We start from the raw sequence: 17,255 nt of genomic DNA on the forward strand, positions 1-17,255 counted from the left end.
TCTTCTCGAAAGTCATGACACGGTTCCTTCTCTGAGTTGCGCAGAATGATCTTAGCATCTCGCGCGACGGGTTCGGAGGGCCGTCCACATCATCAATTTCGAAAGAGTTTACGATGCGACAGTTTTTGATGTCCGCTTGCGCTGCGGCCATGCTCGGTGCCGCGAACACCGCCTGGGCGGATGAGGCCGATACGAGCTACTATGCCGGGAGCTTCACCTGCGGCAATACCGAGTACGCGACAGATTGGAACATATCCCGGACACTCGGAGGTACGGTGTCGGTTCGGGTCTACTACCAGCGGCCCGGTTCCAGCAGTTCAGAGTGGCTGGATCTTGCCGAGCGGTCCTCGGGCGCCGAGGCCATTCTCATTGATGCGGACGGCAATCCGCGGATCGAAATTTCCCCGAAAGGCGACAGCCTCGGCGCGCGCTGGCTGAATGGGGGGCCTTCCTATGAGTGCCAGCCCTTCTCCGTGATGCGCACCGAAAGCCAAAAGGCCCGCTTCGACGCACTGTTTGTTCTGCTTCAAACGCAAGACCCTTTGCCGGAGGTGGCCCGGCAGGTCGCGGATATGTCTGCCCAGCCGCCCATCGCGCATGCACTGCCGGAACTCGATCAACAGGAGTATTTCCAGCGCTTCACGAGCTTGGGTGAAGAGTTCTGGAAAAGCTACCGCGCCTCGCTGGTGAAGCAGGCGGCGAGCCGGCCGCTGAACAGCGACGAGGACCGGAGGGCCTATGCGCGGTGGATTGGTGAAGTGTCGTCCGCCAACTTGCACTTCATGCTCCGCAACGATGGCCTATCGATGTTGCTTTCCAATCTCCAGCAGGCCGCTGACCGCTTTGCGGCCGCAAGCGGCTCCCCTTCGGAGGCGTTCTTCCCCGGCGGCGGCCAGACGTGCCAGAACCTGGCGGCGATCCTGAAGGTGGATCGCTATTACGACATGGAAAAGCTCGAACTGGCTTCCGGTGTCCCCTCGGACTACTGGAGCCGCAGCGTGGCCGAGGAGATCCTCGGCGGCCTGCGCGGCTGTGATGGCGTGCCGGAAGACTACGCGCAGGAACTGACGCGGACATGGCCGGAAATTCAGAAGAACCAGCAGGCGCTCCAGGCGCTGCGGCAGGAGCAGGCGCGGCTTCTGGCCCTGCCTGTTTCGCTGCAGACGGTGATCGATGCCGGTCTTCTCCAGCCCGACGAGCAGGTGGTCCGATCGCTTTCGACAAATTCGCGTGTCTACCAGCGCTTTTTCGGTGCCGCTCTCGATCCGAAGCGCGAGGAACTGATGAAGGCGAGCGTCGCCGCGATCACGGAGCTTTCCACCGGACCCTCCGCCGACAAGCCGGAAAGCGCGAAATCCACCGAGGCGGTGTGCAGTGCGCTGAGGCAGGGCGTGGATCGATCTTCCGGGTCGCGTGAAGAGATCGACACGAAGTGCGAGGCGGCGGAGGCTTCGATCGCAGAAAAGGTCGCAGTGCGGGTCGTGGCCGAAGTCCGGACTGCCTTTACCGGCGCCGTGCCCGGTACACCCGCTGCGGAGCAAGCCGTAAAGCTGTGTGAGGATCTCCATTCAGCGCTTGATGGCGCTGCCCTGCTCAAGGCGAGCGCGGCCTGCAGGGAAGAGCGAGCGGCTCTCGAAGAGAAGGAGGAAGCATTGAAGTGCGAACAGGCCATTGCCGCCTCCGGTGCCTCGGAAGATCTGTTGAGCAGTACCATAGAAGTCTTCGATCCAAGCGACAGTTCCGGCGCGGCGCTGAGCGAACTGGTGTGCGCGATGACGAAGCGGAACGCGCAGGTTGCCTTCAGCAGTACGGGTGTTCTGATGTGGGAGAAGCAGCACATGAGTGTCACGATTGGTAAAGACACGCATACTTTCCTTCTGGAGTCCGCCGAAGGTGAGGCCGATTGGAGGCTCGCTGCCGAGGACGAGAAGACCCTGCAGGAAATGGCTCGGCAAAAGGTCGCCATCGAACGCGTTACCGCCTGCTTCATGGGGCGTCCGTCCTGCGTCATGTGAGCGAGCTGCGGGGGCAGGGCACCGTCCGGCCCCCGAATCCTTCTTGTGCAAACAGATCGAAAATCAAATGAAGCTTGTACGCTGCCTCCTTCTTTCCGCTGCCACCGGTCTTTCGCTCCCGCAGGGGGCATTTGCAGCCGGCATGGTCTCAACCTATACCGATACTCCCTCCTGCCCGGTCGTATCGGAGGGTGAGGATGCCTTCATTCGCGAGTGCCGCGGGCCTGGCTCGGTCCGTGTGGTACTGCAATATGTCGATGGCCTTTTCGGACTTTTCTATCTGCCGGTCCATGCGGACCTTCAACTTGAGCGTGAAGACATGATGGAAGTCGCGGCGAGTGCTCGCCATCCCTATGGGGCGAAGCACGAGTGGCGCTTGAGGGCAGGCGATAGACAGCCATGCGCCGCCATCATCCGGGCGTACACCGTCAAGGGCGAGCGTCTCGTGGTCACCGACCTGTCCAGCGGAGCTCTTCTCGGCCGGGTTAAGACCAACAACCAGGCCCGGGCGCTTGCCGACAAGGCATGCGCCTCCGCGTCGTCCGCAGCGTACGCCGCGAATGAAGCGCAGCCGCAACAGGATGCCGTGCCGGCTTCGACCGATCGAGCCATTGTATCGAGCGAGACGGCAAAAAATCCGCCGACAGACGTAATTCCGGTCAAGGCAGGCGAGACCGTTGCAGAGGCGGCCCGCCGTGGCAGGGACAGATTTCAGGCGATCTACGTGCCAAGCGGCATTTCGGGGGCGGTGGAGGAAATCCTGCGCTGTCATGCGGCACTGAAGGGGCAACCGAGCCAGGCAGCCTTGGCCTATTGCGCGGCGCTGGATATTGTGGCGGCTAACGTGGACAGCCTCATGATGCGTCAGTTCCCGGATCTCGCCCAACCGCTTTTGAGCGGAACCAGGCCGGACGAACGCATTGCCGCGGGCGTTGCCTTGCTAGGACTCGACAAGGCGGAAAGCGAGGCGTTCGACCGGGAGATTGCCGCTGCGCTGGGGGTTAAGCCCGCGACCGCGACCGAGCCCTCGGCTGTCAAACCGGCGGCTGTTCTGTCGAACGTCGAGCCGGATACGCCAGCGGCCGAGCCTGCCCCGAAGTCGGTTTTCAGCTTTTCGCAATAAGGCGTGCGAAACAGTACGACCAAGCGGGAGGCGCGCGGCATACAACCAGCCGGGGTGCATTTTCTTGGGCGCTCGAGCTTACGGAAATTAAACGTCTGCTGCGTTAGGCATGGAAGGCAGAGTTATCGGGCGCCATGACGGCGAAGCCTCTCTGCCTGTTTCCATAAATTCAATCGCGGGAGTTGCGAACGCCGTTCTGGCGCTGCAGCTGGCTGGTGTCTGCCATGTCGGATACTCCCGCGCCGGTCGTATCGACCGATAGCGAGGCAAAATGTCTTTCCTTAGGAATGCCAGGATCCGCACCAAGGTGGTCGCCGTCATTGCGCTGACGAGCTTCATTTCGCTTGCCGGCCTGTGTTTTATCAGTTTGCAGTACGAGAACACCGACACGGTTTATAGCGATTTCATCTCCAACGATGCGACTGCCGCGATGCTCAATGCCCGGGCCACCGGCAATCTGCTGCAGATGGGCTTCCAGCTCAGCCTGGTGACGCTAACGGACCCGGCAAGCAAGGAATTCGGCGCTGCGGTCATGAAGTACGATGCCGATCGCGACCAGATCAAGAAGCGCATCGCCAGGAGCGCCGAGCTGGTTCCCTCCCGCGCCGAGCCGGTAGCGAAAATGCTGCAGGGGCTGACGGTGATCGAAGCGGCGGGCGCGAAGGTGATCTCGCTGGCCAAGGCCGGCCAGAAGGTCGAGGCGCAGCAGCTGATGTTGGTTGCCGGCAACCAGATCATGGAACTGCTGCCTCTTTTTGCGAGCGGCAATGACCAGATGATGAAGGCTATGACGGACGGCAGCGACGAGCTGACCGAACGGACGAACAGCACGATCTTGACCACCATGGCGTTGCTTGTGGCCGTCACGCTGGCCGCCATCGGCTTTGGTCTGTTCGTCGCTTCGCGCGGCATCACCGGTCCGATCGACAAGCTGCGCGCCCGCATGCTTTCGCTTGCCGGTGGTGAGACGCAGGAGGAGATCGCCGGCCTCGGACGCAAGGACGAAGTGGGGCAGATGGCGGAGGCAGTTGCAGTGTTCCGCGACAATGCGCTGGAACGCATCCGGCTGGAGCAGGAGGCGGAGGCCAACCGCAGTCTCGGCGACAGGGAGCGGATCGAGCGCGAGCGGCAGAAGGCGAAGGAAGCCGCCGACGTGCAGTTCGCCGTCGACAGCCTGGCCGCAGGCCTGTCGCATCTCTCCGATGGCGATGTTTCCTACCGGCTGACCCAGACCTTCGTCGAAAGCCTCGACGGCGTGCGAAAGGACTTCAACGCTTCGGCCGAGAAGCTGCAGGCGGCCCTCGTCCTGGTTGCCCAGAACGCCCGCGGGATCGATGCCGGCGCCAACGAGATCCGTTCGGCGGCCGACGACCTCGCCAAGCGTACCGAACAGCAGGCGGCAGCCGTCGAGGAAACGGCAGCGGCGCTCGAGCAGATCACCACGACCGTCAAGGATTCGGCCCGGCGCGCCCAGGAAGCTGGAGAGCTGGTTTCGCGCACCCGCAGTGGCGCGGAACGGTCTGGCGAGGTCGTACGCCATGCGGTGGTGGCGATGGAGCGCATCGAGAAGTCCTCGAGTGAGATCGGCAACATCATCGGCGTGATTGACGAGATCGCCTTCCAGACGAACCTTCTGGCGCTGAATGCGGGCGTCGAAGCGGCTCGCGCGGGTGACGCCGGCAAGGGCTTTGCAGTCGTCGCCCAGGAAGTGCGCGAACTGGCGCAGCGCTCGGCCAACGCCGCCAAGGAGATCAAGGCGCTGGTGACGACCTCGAACGCGCAGGTGCAGGAAGGCGTCCAGCTCGTCGGCGACACTGGTCGTGCACTTGCAACGATCGTCAGCGAAGTGCAGGAGATCAACGGCCTCGTCGTGGCGATCGTCGAGGCGGCGCAGGAGCAGTCCTCGGGCCTCCAGCAGATCAACACGGCCGTCAACCAGATGGACCAGGACACGCAGAAGAACGCGGCCATGGTCGAGGAAACCACCGCGGCCAGCCACGGGCTGGCCAAGGAAGCGGTCTCGCTCAACCAGCTCCTCGCGCAGTTCAAGCTGTCGGAAACCGGCTATGCGGGGAGCGCGCCGGCCACGGCATCCGCAGCACCGGTCCGGGCCGCCCGCACGACCGACGCCCCGGCTGCATCGCCGGTGCGTGCGCTCGGTCGCAAGCTGACCGCCGCCTTCTCCGGCAACGCCGCAATCAAGGACGAGTGGGAAGAGTTCTGAGAACGGCCGGGGGGCTTTGCCTTCCCCCGGACGCCGATCGACAAAATGACAAGGCCCCGTCCGCAATGTCGCGGACGGAGCCTTTCTTTTTCGAGGACGGATCGAATGTAAAGCGTGCCGCCTCAGACGGGCCGGCACGCTCCCTGAAAAGAGGTCTCAGGTCCGGGGCTTGAGGTTTTCCGGGTCGTAGATCGGCTTGTAGCCGATGCCGACCACCTCGACCGGATAGGTCTCTGCGAAATACTCGACGTTCAGCTTGCGCCCGACCTGGCAGTATTCCTGCGGCAGGTAGGCGAGCGCGATGTTCTTGCCGACTGTCGGGCCGAAGGCGACCGAGGTGGTGTAGGAGAGGCGGCCGAGGCTGTCGACGAGCGGCTTGCCCGTTTCGGGATCGACCACCGGCATCGAGCCGACGGGATAGCGCTTTACGCCGCTGCTATCGGTGTTCTCCGTCATCACCAGCGTGCAGAGCATGGCCGGCTGCTGCTCGCGGGCCTTGTATTCCAGGTGCTTGGCTTTGCCGCGGAAATCGGCTTCCTTAACCTTCGGGCGCGCCAGGTCGGCCTCAATCAGGTTGTACTGGGTGAGCAGGTCGGCGTTCTGCAGGCGCAGGCTCTTTTCCATGCGGCGCGAGTTCGCATAGGTCTCGACCCCGAAGGCCATGACGCCGGTGGCGCGCAGCGCATCCCAGACGGCAAGCCCGTCCTCGTATTTCATGTGCAGTTCCCAGCCCTGCTCGCCGACATAGGAGATGCGGAAGGCGGTGACGGACTTTCCGGCGATCTCGATTGGCTTGATCGCGGCGAAGGGGAAGTTCTCCGGATCGAGTCCGGCCGGATCGGCGACGGCCTTTTTCAGCGTGTCGCGGGCATTCGGGCCCCAGATGCCGATCGTGACGAACTTTTCCGAGACGTCTGTGATGGTGACGTCGAGGCCGCGATCCTCGGCGACGCGCTTCATGTAGTGGAAGTCGCGCGGGCCGGCATCCGCACCGTTCACCAGGCGGCAGCGGTCGGCCATGCGGAACACGGTGAAATCGGCCCGTACCATGCCCTCGTCGTCGAGGAAGTGCGTGTAGATGCCCTTGCCGACATTCGCGTCCCCGCCGATCTTGGCGGCGCAGAGCCATTCGAGCAGCTCGACGTGATCGGGGCCTTCGATGTCGACCATGTGGAAGTGGCTGAGGTTGACGATGCCGCAATCCTCGCTCATCGCCAGGTGCTCGGCGTTGGAGACGCGCCAGAAATGGCGGCTGTCCCACTCGTTTTCGCGGACCGGAACCCGGTCGCCGTACTTTTCCAGAAGATGCTCGTTGGCGGCATAGCCATGCGCGCGCTCCCAGCCGCCGAGCTCCATGAAGTAGCCGCCGAGCTCCTTTTCGCGCTCGTAGAACGGCGAGCGTTTGACGTTGCGGCCCGTCGCATAGGGTTCGCGCGGGTGCACGGCCGGGAAGTAGATCTTCTGCGCCGCCTCGAAGCAGCGACCCTCGATGAACTTCTCCTCCAGCTGGTGCGGGTAGAACCGCGAATAGTCGATGGAGTTATGGTCGATCTCGGTGCGGCCGTCGGTCATCCAGTCGGCGATCAGCTTGCCGTAGCCTGGGCCGTCCTTGACCCAGATGGCGACGCAGTACCAGAGACCGCGCACCTTCTGGCTCTCGCCGCAGGAGGGGCCGCCGGCGGCGGACACCTGCAGCAGGCCGTTGAAAGAATGGCTCTCGTTGTAGCCGAGTTCGCCGAGGATGGGCGTCAGCTCCATGGCGCGCTCGAGCGGCTCGATGATCTGCTCCATGTCGAGGTCGCGCTGCGAGGGAGAAAGCCGCGCCTCGTTCTTCTCCAGGATGTCGCGCGGATGGCACAGACGCGGATTGGTGGTCTCGTAGTAACCCCATTCGATCTGGCCGCCCTCGGTGGTCTTTGGGTCGCCGGTATCGCGCATGTAGGCGGAGTTGCCCTGGTCGCGCAGAAGCGGATAGCCGATCTCTTTGCCGGTACCCTCGAATTCGTTGTAGGGACCGAAGAAAGTCAGCGGATGGTCGACCGGCATGACCGGCAGGTCCTCGCCGACCATTTCCGCGATCAGGCGGCCCCAGATGCCGGCGCAGACGATGACGTGGTCGGCCATGATCGTGCCGCGATGGGTGACGACGCCCTTGATCCGGCCGTTCTCCACGATTAGCGACTTGGCTGGCGTATTGGCGAAGGCCTGCAGCTTGCCGGATTTTTCCGCAGCGTCGACCAGCTTGCCCGCAACGGTTTGCGAGCGCGGAATAACCAGGCCTGCATCGGGATCGAACATGCCGCCCATGACCTGATCTTCCTCGATCAGCGGGAACATCTCCTTGATTTCCGAGGGCGAGACGTAGTGCGCGCGAGTGCCGAAGGCTCTCGCCGATGTCAGCTTGCGCTTGATCTCTTCCATCCAGCTTTGGTCGCCGGTGCGGGCGACCTCAAGTCCGCCGATGCGGGCGTAATGGCCCATCTTCTCGTAGAAATCGATCGAGTACTGGGTCGTCCAGACCGACAGGTAGTCGTGGCTGGTGGTGTAGCAGAAGTCCGAGGCATGCGCGGTAGAGCCGATGTCGGTCGGGATACCCGACTTGTCGATACCGACGATGTCGTCCCACCCGCGTTCGATCAGGTGGTGGGCGATCGATGCCCCCACGATGCCTCCGAGCCCGATGATGACGACCTTTGCGTGTTGGGGAAATTCAGCCATTGCGTGCGACCCTGATTATGTTCCGGAGGCGGATATTAGGGCTTGTGTCACCGTCACTAGAGCCTGTCTACGACATTCTCGTCGTGCTGCACGACGGGCGCGATGTCGCTCAGAGAACATCGTCGGGAGTTCCGCCGCCGGCATGACCGGCTTCCAGCCGCTCCAGTGCGGCAAGAAAGGCTTCGGCCTGATCGCCAAGCGCTTCCACGATGCGTTTTTCGAATTCCAGTGCGCGTGGAACGATCTTTCCATAGACGCTTCGCCCAAGCTCGGTCAGGGCGAGATGTTCTTCGCGCCTGTCCTCGTCGTTGGGCTTGCGCCGCAACCAGCGCCGGTCCTCCAGCGCCTTCACCGCACGACTGACCTTGGTCTTGTGCATCGAGGAATGGAGGCCGATTTCGCGGGCGGTAATGGTCTCGAACTGGCCGATCGTGGCTAGCACACGCCATTCGGGGATCGTAAGGTCGAAATCCGGTCCGTAGACGGAGCGGAAGTCGCGGGATACGGCTGCGCTGATGCGGTTGAGCCGGTAGGGGAGAAACTGTTCGAGCCGGAGCTTTGCCATCGGATGTTCGTTGCAGGTGAGACCGTTGCGTTTGCGACGAACTATGCGACCTGACCGCAATACCTGTCCAGCCCCGGTCCGCGTCAATTGCAGAGGACGAGTGCCGGTCCGCCGTATCCTCCGGCCATCCGGGTGGGGATGCTACTCCGGCTCGCCCTGGCGCCGCAGCATCTCGATGATCGCGGAAAAATCGCGCCCGCCGTTCCCATCCCTGTCGAAGGCGGCATAAAGGCCGGTGGCGGCCGCACCCAGCGGGGTGGAGGCACCGCTTGCCGATGCGGCGTCCTGCGACAGCATCAGGTCCTTCAGCATCAGGCTTGCGGCAAATCCGGGCTTGTAGTCGTTGTTGGCGGGTGAGGCCGGCACCGGGCCGGGGACGGGGCAATAGGAAGTGAGCGACCAGCATTGCCCCGACGAGGTGGAGGCAACGTCGAACAACGCCTGATGCGACAGTCCGAGCTTTTCTGCGAGCGCAAAGGCCTCGCCGACGGCGATCATCGAGATGCCGAGGATCATGTTGTTGCAGATCTTCGCCGCCTGGCCGGCGCCGTTGCCGCCGCAGTGGACGATCCGCTTGCCCATCGCCTCCAGCAGCGGCCTTGCGCGGCCGAAGGCGGCTTCCGTCCCCCCGGCCATAAAGGTCAGCGTGCCGGCCGCAGCACCGCCAGTGCCGCCGGAGACCGGCGCGTCGAGCGAGACGCAGCCGGCGGTTTCGGCCAGCGCATGGGCGCTGCGAGCGCTCTCGACGTCGACCGTCGAGCAGTCGATCAGAAGCGTGCCTGCGGGAACGAGGCCGCAAAGCTCGCGCCAGACGGCAACGACGTGCTCGCCCTTGGGCAGCATCGTGACCACCGCCTCTGCGTCCTTGACGGCATCGCGCAGCGAGCCGGCGGTAGCCACGCCGGCCTGCGCTGCAGCGTCGAGCGAGGCCTGCGACAGGTCGAAACCCGTCACCCTGTGTCCGGCCTTTGCGAGGTTGGCTGCCATGGGGCCGCCCATGTTACCCAAACCGATAAAGGCGATCTGCTTCATATGTCGTATCCTTCGGTGTTTTCGAGCCGGCTTGGCCGGGGTCTGGCAGGGCCGGGGCTACGAAAGGGCCGCCGTTCGCCCGGGTCTTCGTCGAAGCGGGGCCGCCTAGCGTGCGCCCGCGAGAATCATGGCTGCGGCCTTCTCGGCGATCATGATCGTTGGCGAGTTGGTGTTTCCCGATGTGATGCGCGGCATCACCGAGGCGTCGGCAATGCGCAGGCGCCCGAGCGCCCGCAGCCGCAGTTGCGGATCGACGACGCTTTCGGGATCGCCGCCCATGCGGCAGGTGCCGGTGGGATGGAAGATCGTCGTGCCGATGTCGCCGGCCGCCTTCTCCAGTTCGGCTTCGGTCTCGAAGCTCGGGCCCGGCTTGTACTCGACAGGCTTGAAGCGCGCGAAGGAGGGTTGCTGGACGATGCTGCGGGTCAGTCGAATCGCACGCACCGCCACGTCGCGGTCGCTCTGTTCGCTCAGATAGTTCGGCCGGATCTCCGGCTGCATGGCGAAATCCGGCCCCTTCGCATGTACCGAGCCGCGGCTGTCGGGGCGCAGGTTGCACACGCTCGCCGTCATGCCCGGGAAGGGATGCACGCTTTCGCCGAACTTCTCCAGCGACACCGGCTGGATGTGATACTGCAGGTCGGCCGTCTCTTTGTCCGGCCCCGACCGGGTGAAGATGCCGAGCTGGCTCGGCGCCATCGCCATCGGACCGGAACGCTTCATGAGATATTCAAGGCCGATCGCGGCCTTGCCGAACATGGTGCTCGCCTTCTCGTTCAGCGTCGGCACACCCGTCACCTTGTAGATCATGCGAAGCTGCAGGTGGTCCTGCAGGTTTTCGCCGATCCCGGCGACGTCCTTCACGGTTTCGATGCCCGCCTTCTGCAGCACCTCGCCACGGCCGATGCCGGAGAGTTCGAGCAGGTGCGGCGAGCCGATCGCGCCGGCTGCCAGGACGGTCTCCCTGTTCGCGCGCGCTTTCTTCCCCACACCGTCATGCTGAAACTCGACGCCGCGAACCTCGCCCTCCTCGATGATCAGCCGCCGCGCATGCGCCTTGGTCAGCACGGTCAGGTTGGGCCGGCCGCGTGCCGGCCGCAGGAAGGCCTTCGCCGTGTTCCAGCGGATGCCAGAGCGCTGGTTGACGTCGAAATAGGCCGATCCCTCGTTGTCGCCGCGATTGAAGTCCTCGATCTCGGGGATGCCGGCCTCGCTTGCCGCCTTCTGGAATGCGTCCAGCACCGCCCAGCGCACGCGTGCCTTCTCGACGCGCCATTCGCCGCCGGCGGCGTGCATGTCGCTTGCGCCCTTGTAGAAATCCTCGGACTTCAGGAAGAAGGGCAGGACGTCGTCCCAGCCCCAGCCGGTGCAGCCGAGCTGGCGCCACAGATCGTAGTCGCGCGCCTGGCCGCGCATGTAGATCATGCCGTTGATCGAGGAGCAGCCGCCGAGCACCTTGCCGCGCGGATAGTTCAGCGCCCGCCCGTTGAGACCCGCCTCCTTCTCGGTGGTGAAGCACCAGTCGGTGCGCGGATTGTTGATGCAGTAGAGATAGCCGACCGGAATGTGGATCCAGTGATAGTTGTCGCTGCCGCCTGCTTCCAGCAGCAGCACGCGGTTGTTGCGGTCGGCCGAAAGGCGGTTGGCGAGGACGCAGCCCGCACTTCCCGCACCGATGACGATGTAATCGAACTGTTCCATGTCGAACTCCGAGCGGAACCTATCCCGCACGCCGCGCGGGCGTAACAGGCCGGTTTCCGTGACCCTTTGTGTTGCGGGTGCCGGCCCGCCGGTTGCGCGGTGCCCGGATGGCGCCCGGGCAGCGCCGTTGATCTAGAAGCCGAGCTTCTTGCCGAGCCGCGAGGCGTGGAGTTCGCCGATGATGCCGCGGCGGAAGAGCAGCACGCAGACCATGAAGACGATGCCGGTGATGATCGTGACCGGGAAGTCGGAGGTCGCGAGATAGTTCTGCAGCGTCACCACCAGCCCCGCGCCGACGATCGGGCCGATCAGCGTGCCGATGCCGCCAAGCAGCGTCATCAGGATGACCTCGCCGGACATCTGCCAGCCGACGTCCGTCAGTGTGGCGAACTGGAACACCAGCGCCTTGACCCCGCCGGCGAGCCCGGTAAGCGCTGCCGACATCACGAAGGCGCCGAGCTTGTAGCGCGCAACCGAATAGCCGAGCGAGGTGGCGCGGGCCTCGTTCTCACGGATCGACTTGAGGATCATGCCGAAGGGCGAATTGATGAAGCGCCAGATGATCGCCACACCGACCACGAACACCGCCAGCACGAAGTAGTACATGTTCGTCGTGTTGCCGAGGTCGACGAAGCCGAACAGGTAGCCGCGCGGCACCGACTGGATGCCGTCCTCGCCGCGGGTGAAGCCCGCCTGCAGGCAGAAGAAATAGAACATCTGCCCGAGCGCCAGCGTGATCATGGCGAAGTAGATGCCCTGACGGCGGATCGCGACGAAGCCGACCACCAGGCCGAGCAGCGCCGCGCCGGCGACGCCGATCAGTACGCCGACCTCCGGCGTCACACCCCACTCCTTCATCGCATGCGCGGTGAAGTAGGCAGCACCCCCGAAGAAGGTGGCGTGCCCGAACGACAGCAGGCCGGTGTAGCCGAGCAGAAGGTTGAACGCGCAGGCGAACAGCGCGAAGCAGAGAAGCTTCATCAGGAAGATCGGATAGAAGAACAGTGGCGCCGCCATGAGGCAGCCGATGGCGACCAGGAGCATGGTCATCTGGAGCGTGGAGGTGTTGCGCTCGGTCTCAACGTTCGTGGTCATTTTTTCGGATAGCTCCACCATGTCACGCATCCCGTCCGAAGAGGCCGGCGGGCCTGAGCAGAAGCACGATCGCCATGATGACGAAGATAACGATGTTGGATGCTTCCGGATAGAAGACCTTGGTCAGGCCCTCGGCAATGCCCAGCATATAGCCCGTCACGATGGCCCCCATGATCGAGCCCATGCCGCCGACGACGACCACGGCGAAGACGACGATGATGAGGTTCGTGCCCATCAGCGGCGAGACCTGGTAGACGGGGGCGGCAAGAACGCCCGCGAAGGCGGCGAGCCCGGCGCCGAGCGCATAGGTGAAGGTCAGAAGCAGCGGCACGTTGACGCCGAACGCCTGGACCAGCACCGGATTTTCCGTCGCCGCCCGCAGGTAAGAGCCGAGCTTGGTCTTCTCGATCAAAAGCCAGGTGCCGAGGCAGGCGAGCAGCGAGACGACGACCACCCAGCCGCGATAGTTCGGCAGGAACATGAAGCCGAGGTTGGTGCCGCCGCCAAGCTGCGTCGGGGCGGCATAGGGCTGGCCGGAGGCACCGTAGAGATAACGGAAGGTGCCCTCGATCGTCAGCGCCAGGCCGAAGGTGAACAGTAGTCCGTAGAGCGGGTCGAGCTTGTAGAGCCGGCTCAGCATGGTCCGCTCGACCACGGCCCCGAACAGGCCGACGATCAACGGGGCAACGATCAGCGCCGCCCAGTAGCCGATGCCGAGATACTGCAGCAGCAGATAGGCGACGAAGGCGCCCAGCATGTACTGCGCGCCATGGGCGAAGTTGATGACGCGCAGCAGGCCGAAGATGACGGCGAGCCCAAGGCTCAGAAGGGCATAGAAGGAGCCGTTGATCAGGCCGATCAGCAACTGGCCGAACAGCGCCTGCATGGGAATTCCGAATATCGTGGTCATGGCGCTAGACCCCCAGAACCTTGTGGAGCATCGGCATCTGGTTCGGCAGGTCGGATACGGGGAAGTCCGCCACCATCTGGCCGTGGTCCATGAGATAGAAACGATCGGCGATCTTGCTGGCGAAGCGGAAGTTCTGCTCGACCAGAAGAACGGTCATGCCGCGCTCCTTCAGCTTCTTCAAGACTTCGCCGATACGCTGGACGATGACGGGCGCCAGCCCTTCCGTCGGTTCGTCGAGCAGCAACATCTTCACGCCGGTGCGCAGGATGCGCGCCATCGCCAGCATCTGCTGCTCGCCGCCCGAAAGCTTCGTGCCGGGGCTGGAGCGGCGTTCGGCGAGGTTGGGGAACAGCTCGTAGATCTCGTCGAGCGACATGCCGCCTTTGGCGACGACCGGCGGCAGCATGAGGTTTTCCTCCACCGTCAGCGTGGCGAAGATGCCGCGTTCCTCCGGCACGAAGCCGATGCCGGCATGCGCGGTCTTGTGCAGCGGCACGCCCATCATGTCGCGGCCGTCGAAGACGATCTGACCCTTTCGTTCGCGCAGGATGCCGATGATCGTGCGCAATGTCGTCGTCTTGCCGACGCCGTTGCGACCGAGAATGGTGATCATCTCGCCTTCGCCGACCGTCATGTCGACGCCGTGCAGGACATGACTTTCGCCATACCAGCTGTTGAGACCCTTGACCTGAAGCATGGGTTTCATCTCAGGCCTCCTCCGTGCCCATGTAGGCGACGCGGACCTGCTCGTTGCGGCTGACGGTGGCATAGTCGCCCTCGGCCAGGATCTCGCCGCGCTGGAGCACGGTGACGTGGTGGCAGATGTCGGCGACGACGTTGAGATTGTGCTCGACCATCAGGATCGCCCGGTCCTTCGACAGGTCGGTGATGAGACGGGCGATGACGCCGACGTCTTCCTGGCCCATTCCGGCCATCGGTTCGTCGAGCAGCAGCACTTTCGGATCCAGCGCGAGCGTCGTTGCGATCTCTAGCGCGCGCTTGCGGCCGTAGGAGAGGTCGGCGGCCATGCCGTTGCGCCAGCGCTCCAGGCCGACCATCGAGATCAGCTCGTCCGCACGCGCGTTGAGGCTGTTCAGCGACGACAGCGGCTTCCAGAACTGCGTGGCGAGATGGTTGGGCCGCTGAAGCGCCACCCGCACGTTGTCCAGCACGGAAAGGTGTGGGAAGACGGCGGAAATCTGAAACGAGCGGACGAGACCCATGCGGGCCACCTTGTCGGGCGGCGTTCTGGTGATATCGGTGCCGAGCAGGGTGATCGTCCCGTGGGTCGGCTGCAGGAACTTGGTCAGGAGGTTGAAGACCGTGGTCTTGCCGGCGCCGTTCGGCCCGATGAGGGCGTGGACACGGGCATGATGCACGTCAAGGTCGACGTCCTTCACCGCCGTGAAGCCACCGAAATCGCGCCGGAGGCCGCGGGCGGAAAGCACCACCCGCGGATCCGGCCGTGTCTGTCTTTCAGACATAGCCATGTCTTGTTCCCAGATACTTACTGGGTCACCAGATCGCAGCCGCTCTTGGCCGGATCGATGAAGGCTTCCTTGCCCGGAATGGTCGCGAGCACCTTGAAGTAATCCCAGGCAACGTCGCTCTCGCCCGGCTTCTTCACCTCGAGCAGATACATGTCGTGGATCATGCGGCCGTTCGGGGCAACCGTGCCGTTCTGGGCGAAGACATCGTTGACCGGCATCTCGTGCATGGCCTTGGAGACGGCATCGGCATCATCCGTGCCGGCCTTGTCGATCGCCTTCAGGTACTGCGTGACGGCGGAGTAGGTGCCGGCGTGGACCATGTTGGGCATCCGCCCGGTGCGCTCGAAGAAGCGCTGGCCGAACTTCGCCGATTCCTCGTCGCGGTTCCAGTAGAAGCCCTCGGTCAGCGTCAGGCCCTGTGCCGCCTCGAGGCCGAGGCCGTGCACCTCGGCAAGCGTGAAGAGAAGCGCGGCCAGGCGCTGGCCGCCGGCGACGATGCCGAACTCGGCTGCCTGCTTGATGGCGTTGGAGGTGTCGAGGCCGGCATTGGCAAGCCCGATCACCTTGGCGCCGGAGGACTGGGCCTGCAGAAGGAACGAGGAGTAGTCGGTCGTTGCGAGCGGGTGGCGAACCGAGCCCGCGACCGAACCGCCATTCTCCTTGACGAAGTTCGACGTGTTCTCTTCGAGCGAATAGCCGAAGGCGTAGTCGGCGGTGAGGAAAAACCAGCTGTCGCCGCCCTGCTTCACGAGCGCGCCGCCGGTGCCGACGGCCAGCGAATGGGTGTCGTAGGCCCAATGGAAGCCGTAGGGGCTGCACTGCTTGCCGGTGAGTTCGGTCGTCGCAGCCCCGGTGTTGATCGTGATCTTCTTCTTTTCCTTCGACAGCGCCTGCACCGCAAGGCCCACCGACGAAGAGGTCAGCTCCATGATGCTGTCGACCTGCTCGGTGTCGTACCACTGGCGCGCGATGTTGGAGGCGATGTCGGCCTTGTTCTGGTGGTCGGCGGTCACGACTTCCACCGGTGCGCCGCCGGCCTTGCCGCCATAGTCCTCGACCGCCATCTTCGCCGCTTCGTAGGACCACTTGCCGCCGAAGTCGGCATAGACGCCCGATTGATCGTTGAGGATGCCGATCTTCACCTTGCCGTCGGAAACGTCGGCGGCCTGGGCGGTGGCGCCCATGGTGAGCAGGATGGCGGTGGACGCAATGAGGCTGTAACGCATTGATTTCTCCTCCCAGAGACAAACAGACTGCGGATCTGTTCAGAAATTGGCCGATCGCTCTCCCGACGATTGGCCCTCCATGCGCCAGTTTCGCCAATTGGCCGATTGACGCAAGGCCCAGCCCGGACTAATTCCAAACATGCTCTGTTCATTTTTGAACAGAAGGGGGAGGCATGACGGGCAATCCGCATTTCACCTGGGACGACCTGATGTACTTTCTGGCGGTCGCCAGGACCGGTCAGCTCTCGACCGCGGCGCGACGGTTGCGGACCAGCCACGCGACGGTTTCCCGCCGCATCGACCGGCTCGAATTCGCGCTCAAGGTGAAGTTGTTCGAACGCAATCCGCGGGGCTACGTGCTGACCGCGGTGGGGCAGCGTTTCGTTGAAACTGCCGAGAAAATCGAGGCCGAGGCCGATCGGCTCCAGGCGGAAATCTCAGGCGGCGCCACCGCGCAGCGGGGGGTGATCCGCATGAGCGCGCCGGAGGGTTTCGCCAACTTTTTTCTCACCCACCGGCTGCGGGATTTCACCGCCGGATTTCCCAATCTTTCCCTCGAACTGGTGACCATCCAGCAGATCATGTCGCTCTCGCGCAAGGAAGCGGACCTCGCCGTCGCCCTCGATCCGCCCAAGGCCGGACCGTATTTCTACGAGAAGATCTCAGACTATAGTCTACATGTGTACGGCTCGCGGCAGTACCTGCGCGAGCACGGTCCTGTGCAAAACCGCGACGAACTGCTCCAGCACCCGTTCATCGGCTATATCGAGGACATGATCTTCGCGCCCGGCCTCGACTATCTGGGTGACGTTCATCCCGGCATCAAGGCGCGCTTCCAGAGCTCCAGCATCTTCGCCCAGCTGACGGCGACGCGAAACGGGCTCGGGCTGTGCATCCTCCCGCATTTCGTGGCCAAGCAGCATCCCGAACTCGAGATCGTGCTGGCAGACGAGGTGGAACTGAGGCGCAATTACTGGCTGATCTGCCACCACGACCTGCGCAACGTCCCGCGCGTGCGCTGGGTGATCGATTTCCTGTTCACCATCGTCCGCTCGAGCGTCGCGTCGTTCCTCCGGGAGCTGGATGACAGCACGGTCAACGCACCGCGGCGCTGACATCGTCGAAGCCGGAGAAAGGCCGAAGGCGCCGCCTTGAC

12 protein-coding genes and 1 pseudogene are annotated in these 17,255 nt (G+C 63.8%); 4 read left to right on the forward strand and 9 right to left on the reverse strand.

Features of this window, described 5'->3' with window-relative positions; all coding sequences use genetic code 11:
• Window positions 1-113 precede the first annotated feature (113 nt).
• The 3 genes from CRO48_RS00005 to CRO48_RS00015 all read left to right on the forward strand — a co-directional run bounded on the left by CRO48_RS00005 (window position 114) and on the right by CRO48_RS00015 (window position 5,362).
• On the forward strand, window positions 114-2,015 hold the full coding sequence (locus CRO48_RS00005; protein ID WP_097135209.1) for a hypothetical protein: 1,902 nt from the start codon (window positions 114-116) through the stop codon (window positions 2,013-2,015).
• 319 nt (window positions 2,016-2,334) lie between these two features.
• Window positions 2,335-3,138: an amidohydrolase family protein gene (locus CRO48_RS00010; protein WP_141401995.1), complete on the forward strand. Its 804-nt coding sequence runs from the start codon at window positions 2,335-2,337 to the stop codon at window positions 3,136-3,138.
• 271 nt (window positions 3,139-3,409) lie between these two features.
• A complete protein-coding gene (locus CRO48_RS00015; protein WP_097135212.1) occupies window positions 3,410-5,362 on the forward strand; it encodes a methyl-accepting chemotaxis protein in 1,953 nt (650 codons plus the stop codon).
• Between the two features lie 156 nt (window positions 5,363-5,518).
• Here the strand turns inward: CRO48_RS00015 and CRO48_RS00020 are convergent, their stop codons facing one another.
• The 9 genes and pseudogenes from CRO48_RS00020 to CRO48_RS00060 form a co-directional block, all read right to left on the reverse strand.
• Window positions 5,519-8,080, reverse strand: a complete 2,562-nt coding sequence (locus CRO48_RS00020) for a GcvT family protein (RefSeq protein WP_097135215.1) — start codon at window positions 8,078-8,080, stop codon at window positions 5,519-5,521.
• Between the two features lie 109 nt (window positions 8,081-8,189).
• Window positions 8,190-8,645 (reverse strand): MarR family winged helix-turn-helix transcriptional regulator, encoded by a 456-nt coding sequence (locus CRO48_RS00025; protein ID WP_097135217.1) that lies wholly within the window; start codon window positions 8,643-8,645, stop codon window positions 8,190-8,192.
• 141 nt (window positions 8,646-8,786) lie between these two features.
• Window positions 8,787-9,677 carry a 3-hydroxyisobutyrate dehydrogenase gene (gene mmsB, locus CRO48_RS00030; RefSeq protein ID WP_097135218.1) on the reverse strand — a complete coding sequence of 297 codons (891 nt, stop codon included), beginning with the start codon at window positions 9,675-9,677 and terminating at the stop codon, window positions 8,787-8,789.
• Window positions 9,678-9,782: 105 nt separating this feature from the next.
• The gene (locus CRO48_RS00035; protein ID WP_097135220.1) at window positions 9,783-11,378 is read right to left on the reverse strand and encodes a GMC family oxidoreductase; all 1,596 of its coding nucleotides are present in this window, start codon (window positions 11,376-11,378) and stop codon (window positions 9,783-9,785) included.
• A 132-nt stretch (window positions 11,379-11,510) separates the two neighbouring features.
• A pseudogene (locus tag CRO48_RS00040) lies at window positions 11,511-12,398 on the reverse strand (branched-chain amino acid ABC transporter permease); the annotation flags it as partial.
• A gap of 97 nt (window positions 12,399-12,495) precedes the next feature.
• Window positions 12,496-13,383 carry a branched-chain amino acid ABC transporter permease gene (locus CRO48_RS00045; protein ID WP_097135223.1) on the reverse strand — a complete coding sequence of 296 codons (888 nt, stop codon included), beginning with the start codon at window positions 13,381-13,383 and terminating at the stop codon, window positions 12,496-12,498.
• A gap of 4 nt (window positions 13,384-13,387) precedes the next feature.
• Window positions 13,388-14,089: an ABC transporter ATP-binding protein gene (locus CRO48_RS00050; protein ID WP_097135225.1), complete on the reverse strand. Its 702-nt coding sequence runs from the start codon at window positions 14,087-14,089 to the stop codon at window positions 13,388-13,390.
• Window position 14,090: 1 nt separating this feature from the next.
• Window positions 14,091-14,873 carry an ABC transporter ATP-binding protein gene (locus CRO48_RS00055; protein WP_097135227.1) on the reverse strand — a complete coding sequence of 261 codons (783 nt, stop codon included), beginning with the start codon at window positions 14,871-14,873 and terminating at the stop codon, window positions 14,091-14,093.
• Window positions 14,874-14,890: 17 nt separating this feature from the next.
• Window positions 14,891-16,099: an ABC transporter substrate-binding protein gene (locus CRO48_RS00060; RefSeq protein WP_097135229.1), complete on the reverse strand. Its 1,209-nt coding sequence runs from the start codon at window positions 16,097-16,099 to the stop codon at window positions 14,891-14,893.
• 173 nt (window positions 16,100-16,272) lie between these two features.
• Here CRO48_RS00060 and CRO48_RS00065 point away from each other — a divergent pair, with 173 nt between their 5' ends.
• Complete coding sequence (locus tag CRO48_RS00065) at window positions 16,273-17,214, forward strand: LysR family transcriptional regulator (protein ID WP_097135231.1); 942 nt, start codon at window positions 16,273-16,275, stop codon at window positions 17,212-17,214.
• Window positions 17,215-17,255: the final 41 nt, after the last annotated feature.

Origin of the sequence: Rhizobium subbaraonis (assembly GCF_900220975.1) — a bacterium.
In the GTDB taxonomy this organism is placed as follows: domain Bacteria; phylum Pseudomonadota; class Alphaproteobacteria; order Rhizobiales; family Rhizobiaceae; genus Mycoplana; species Mycoplana subbaraonis.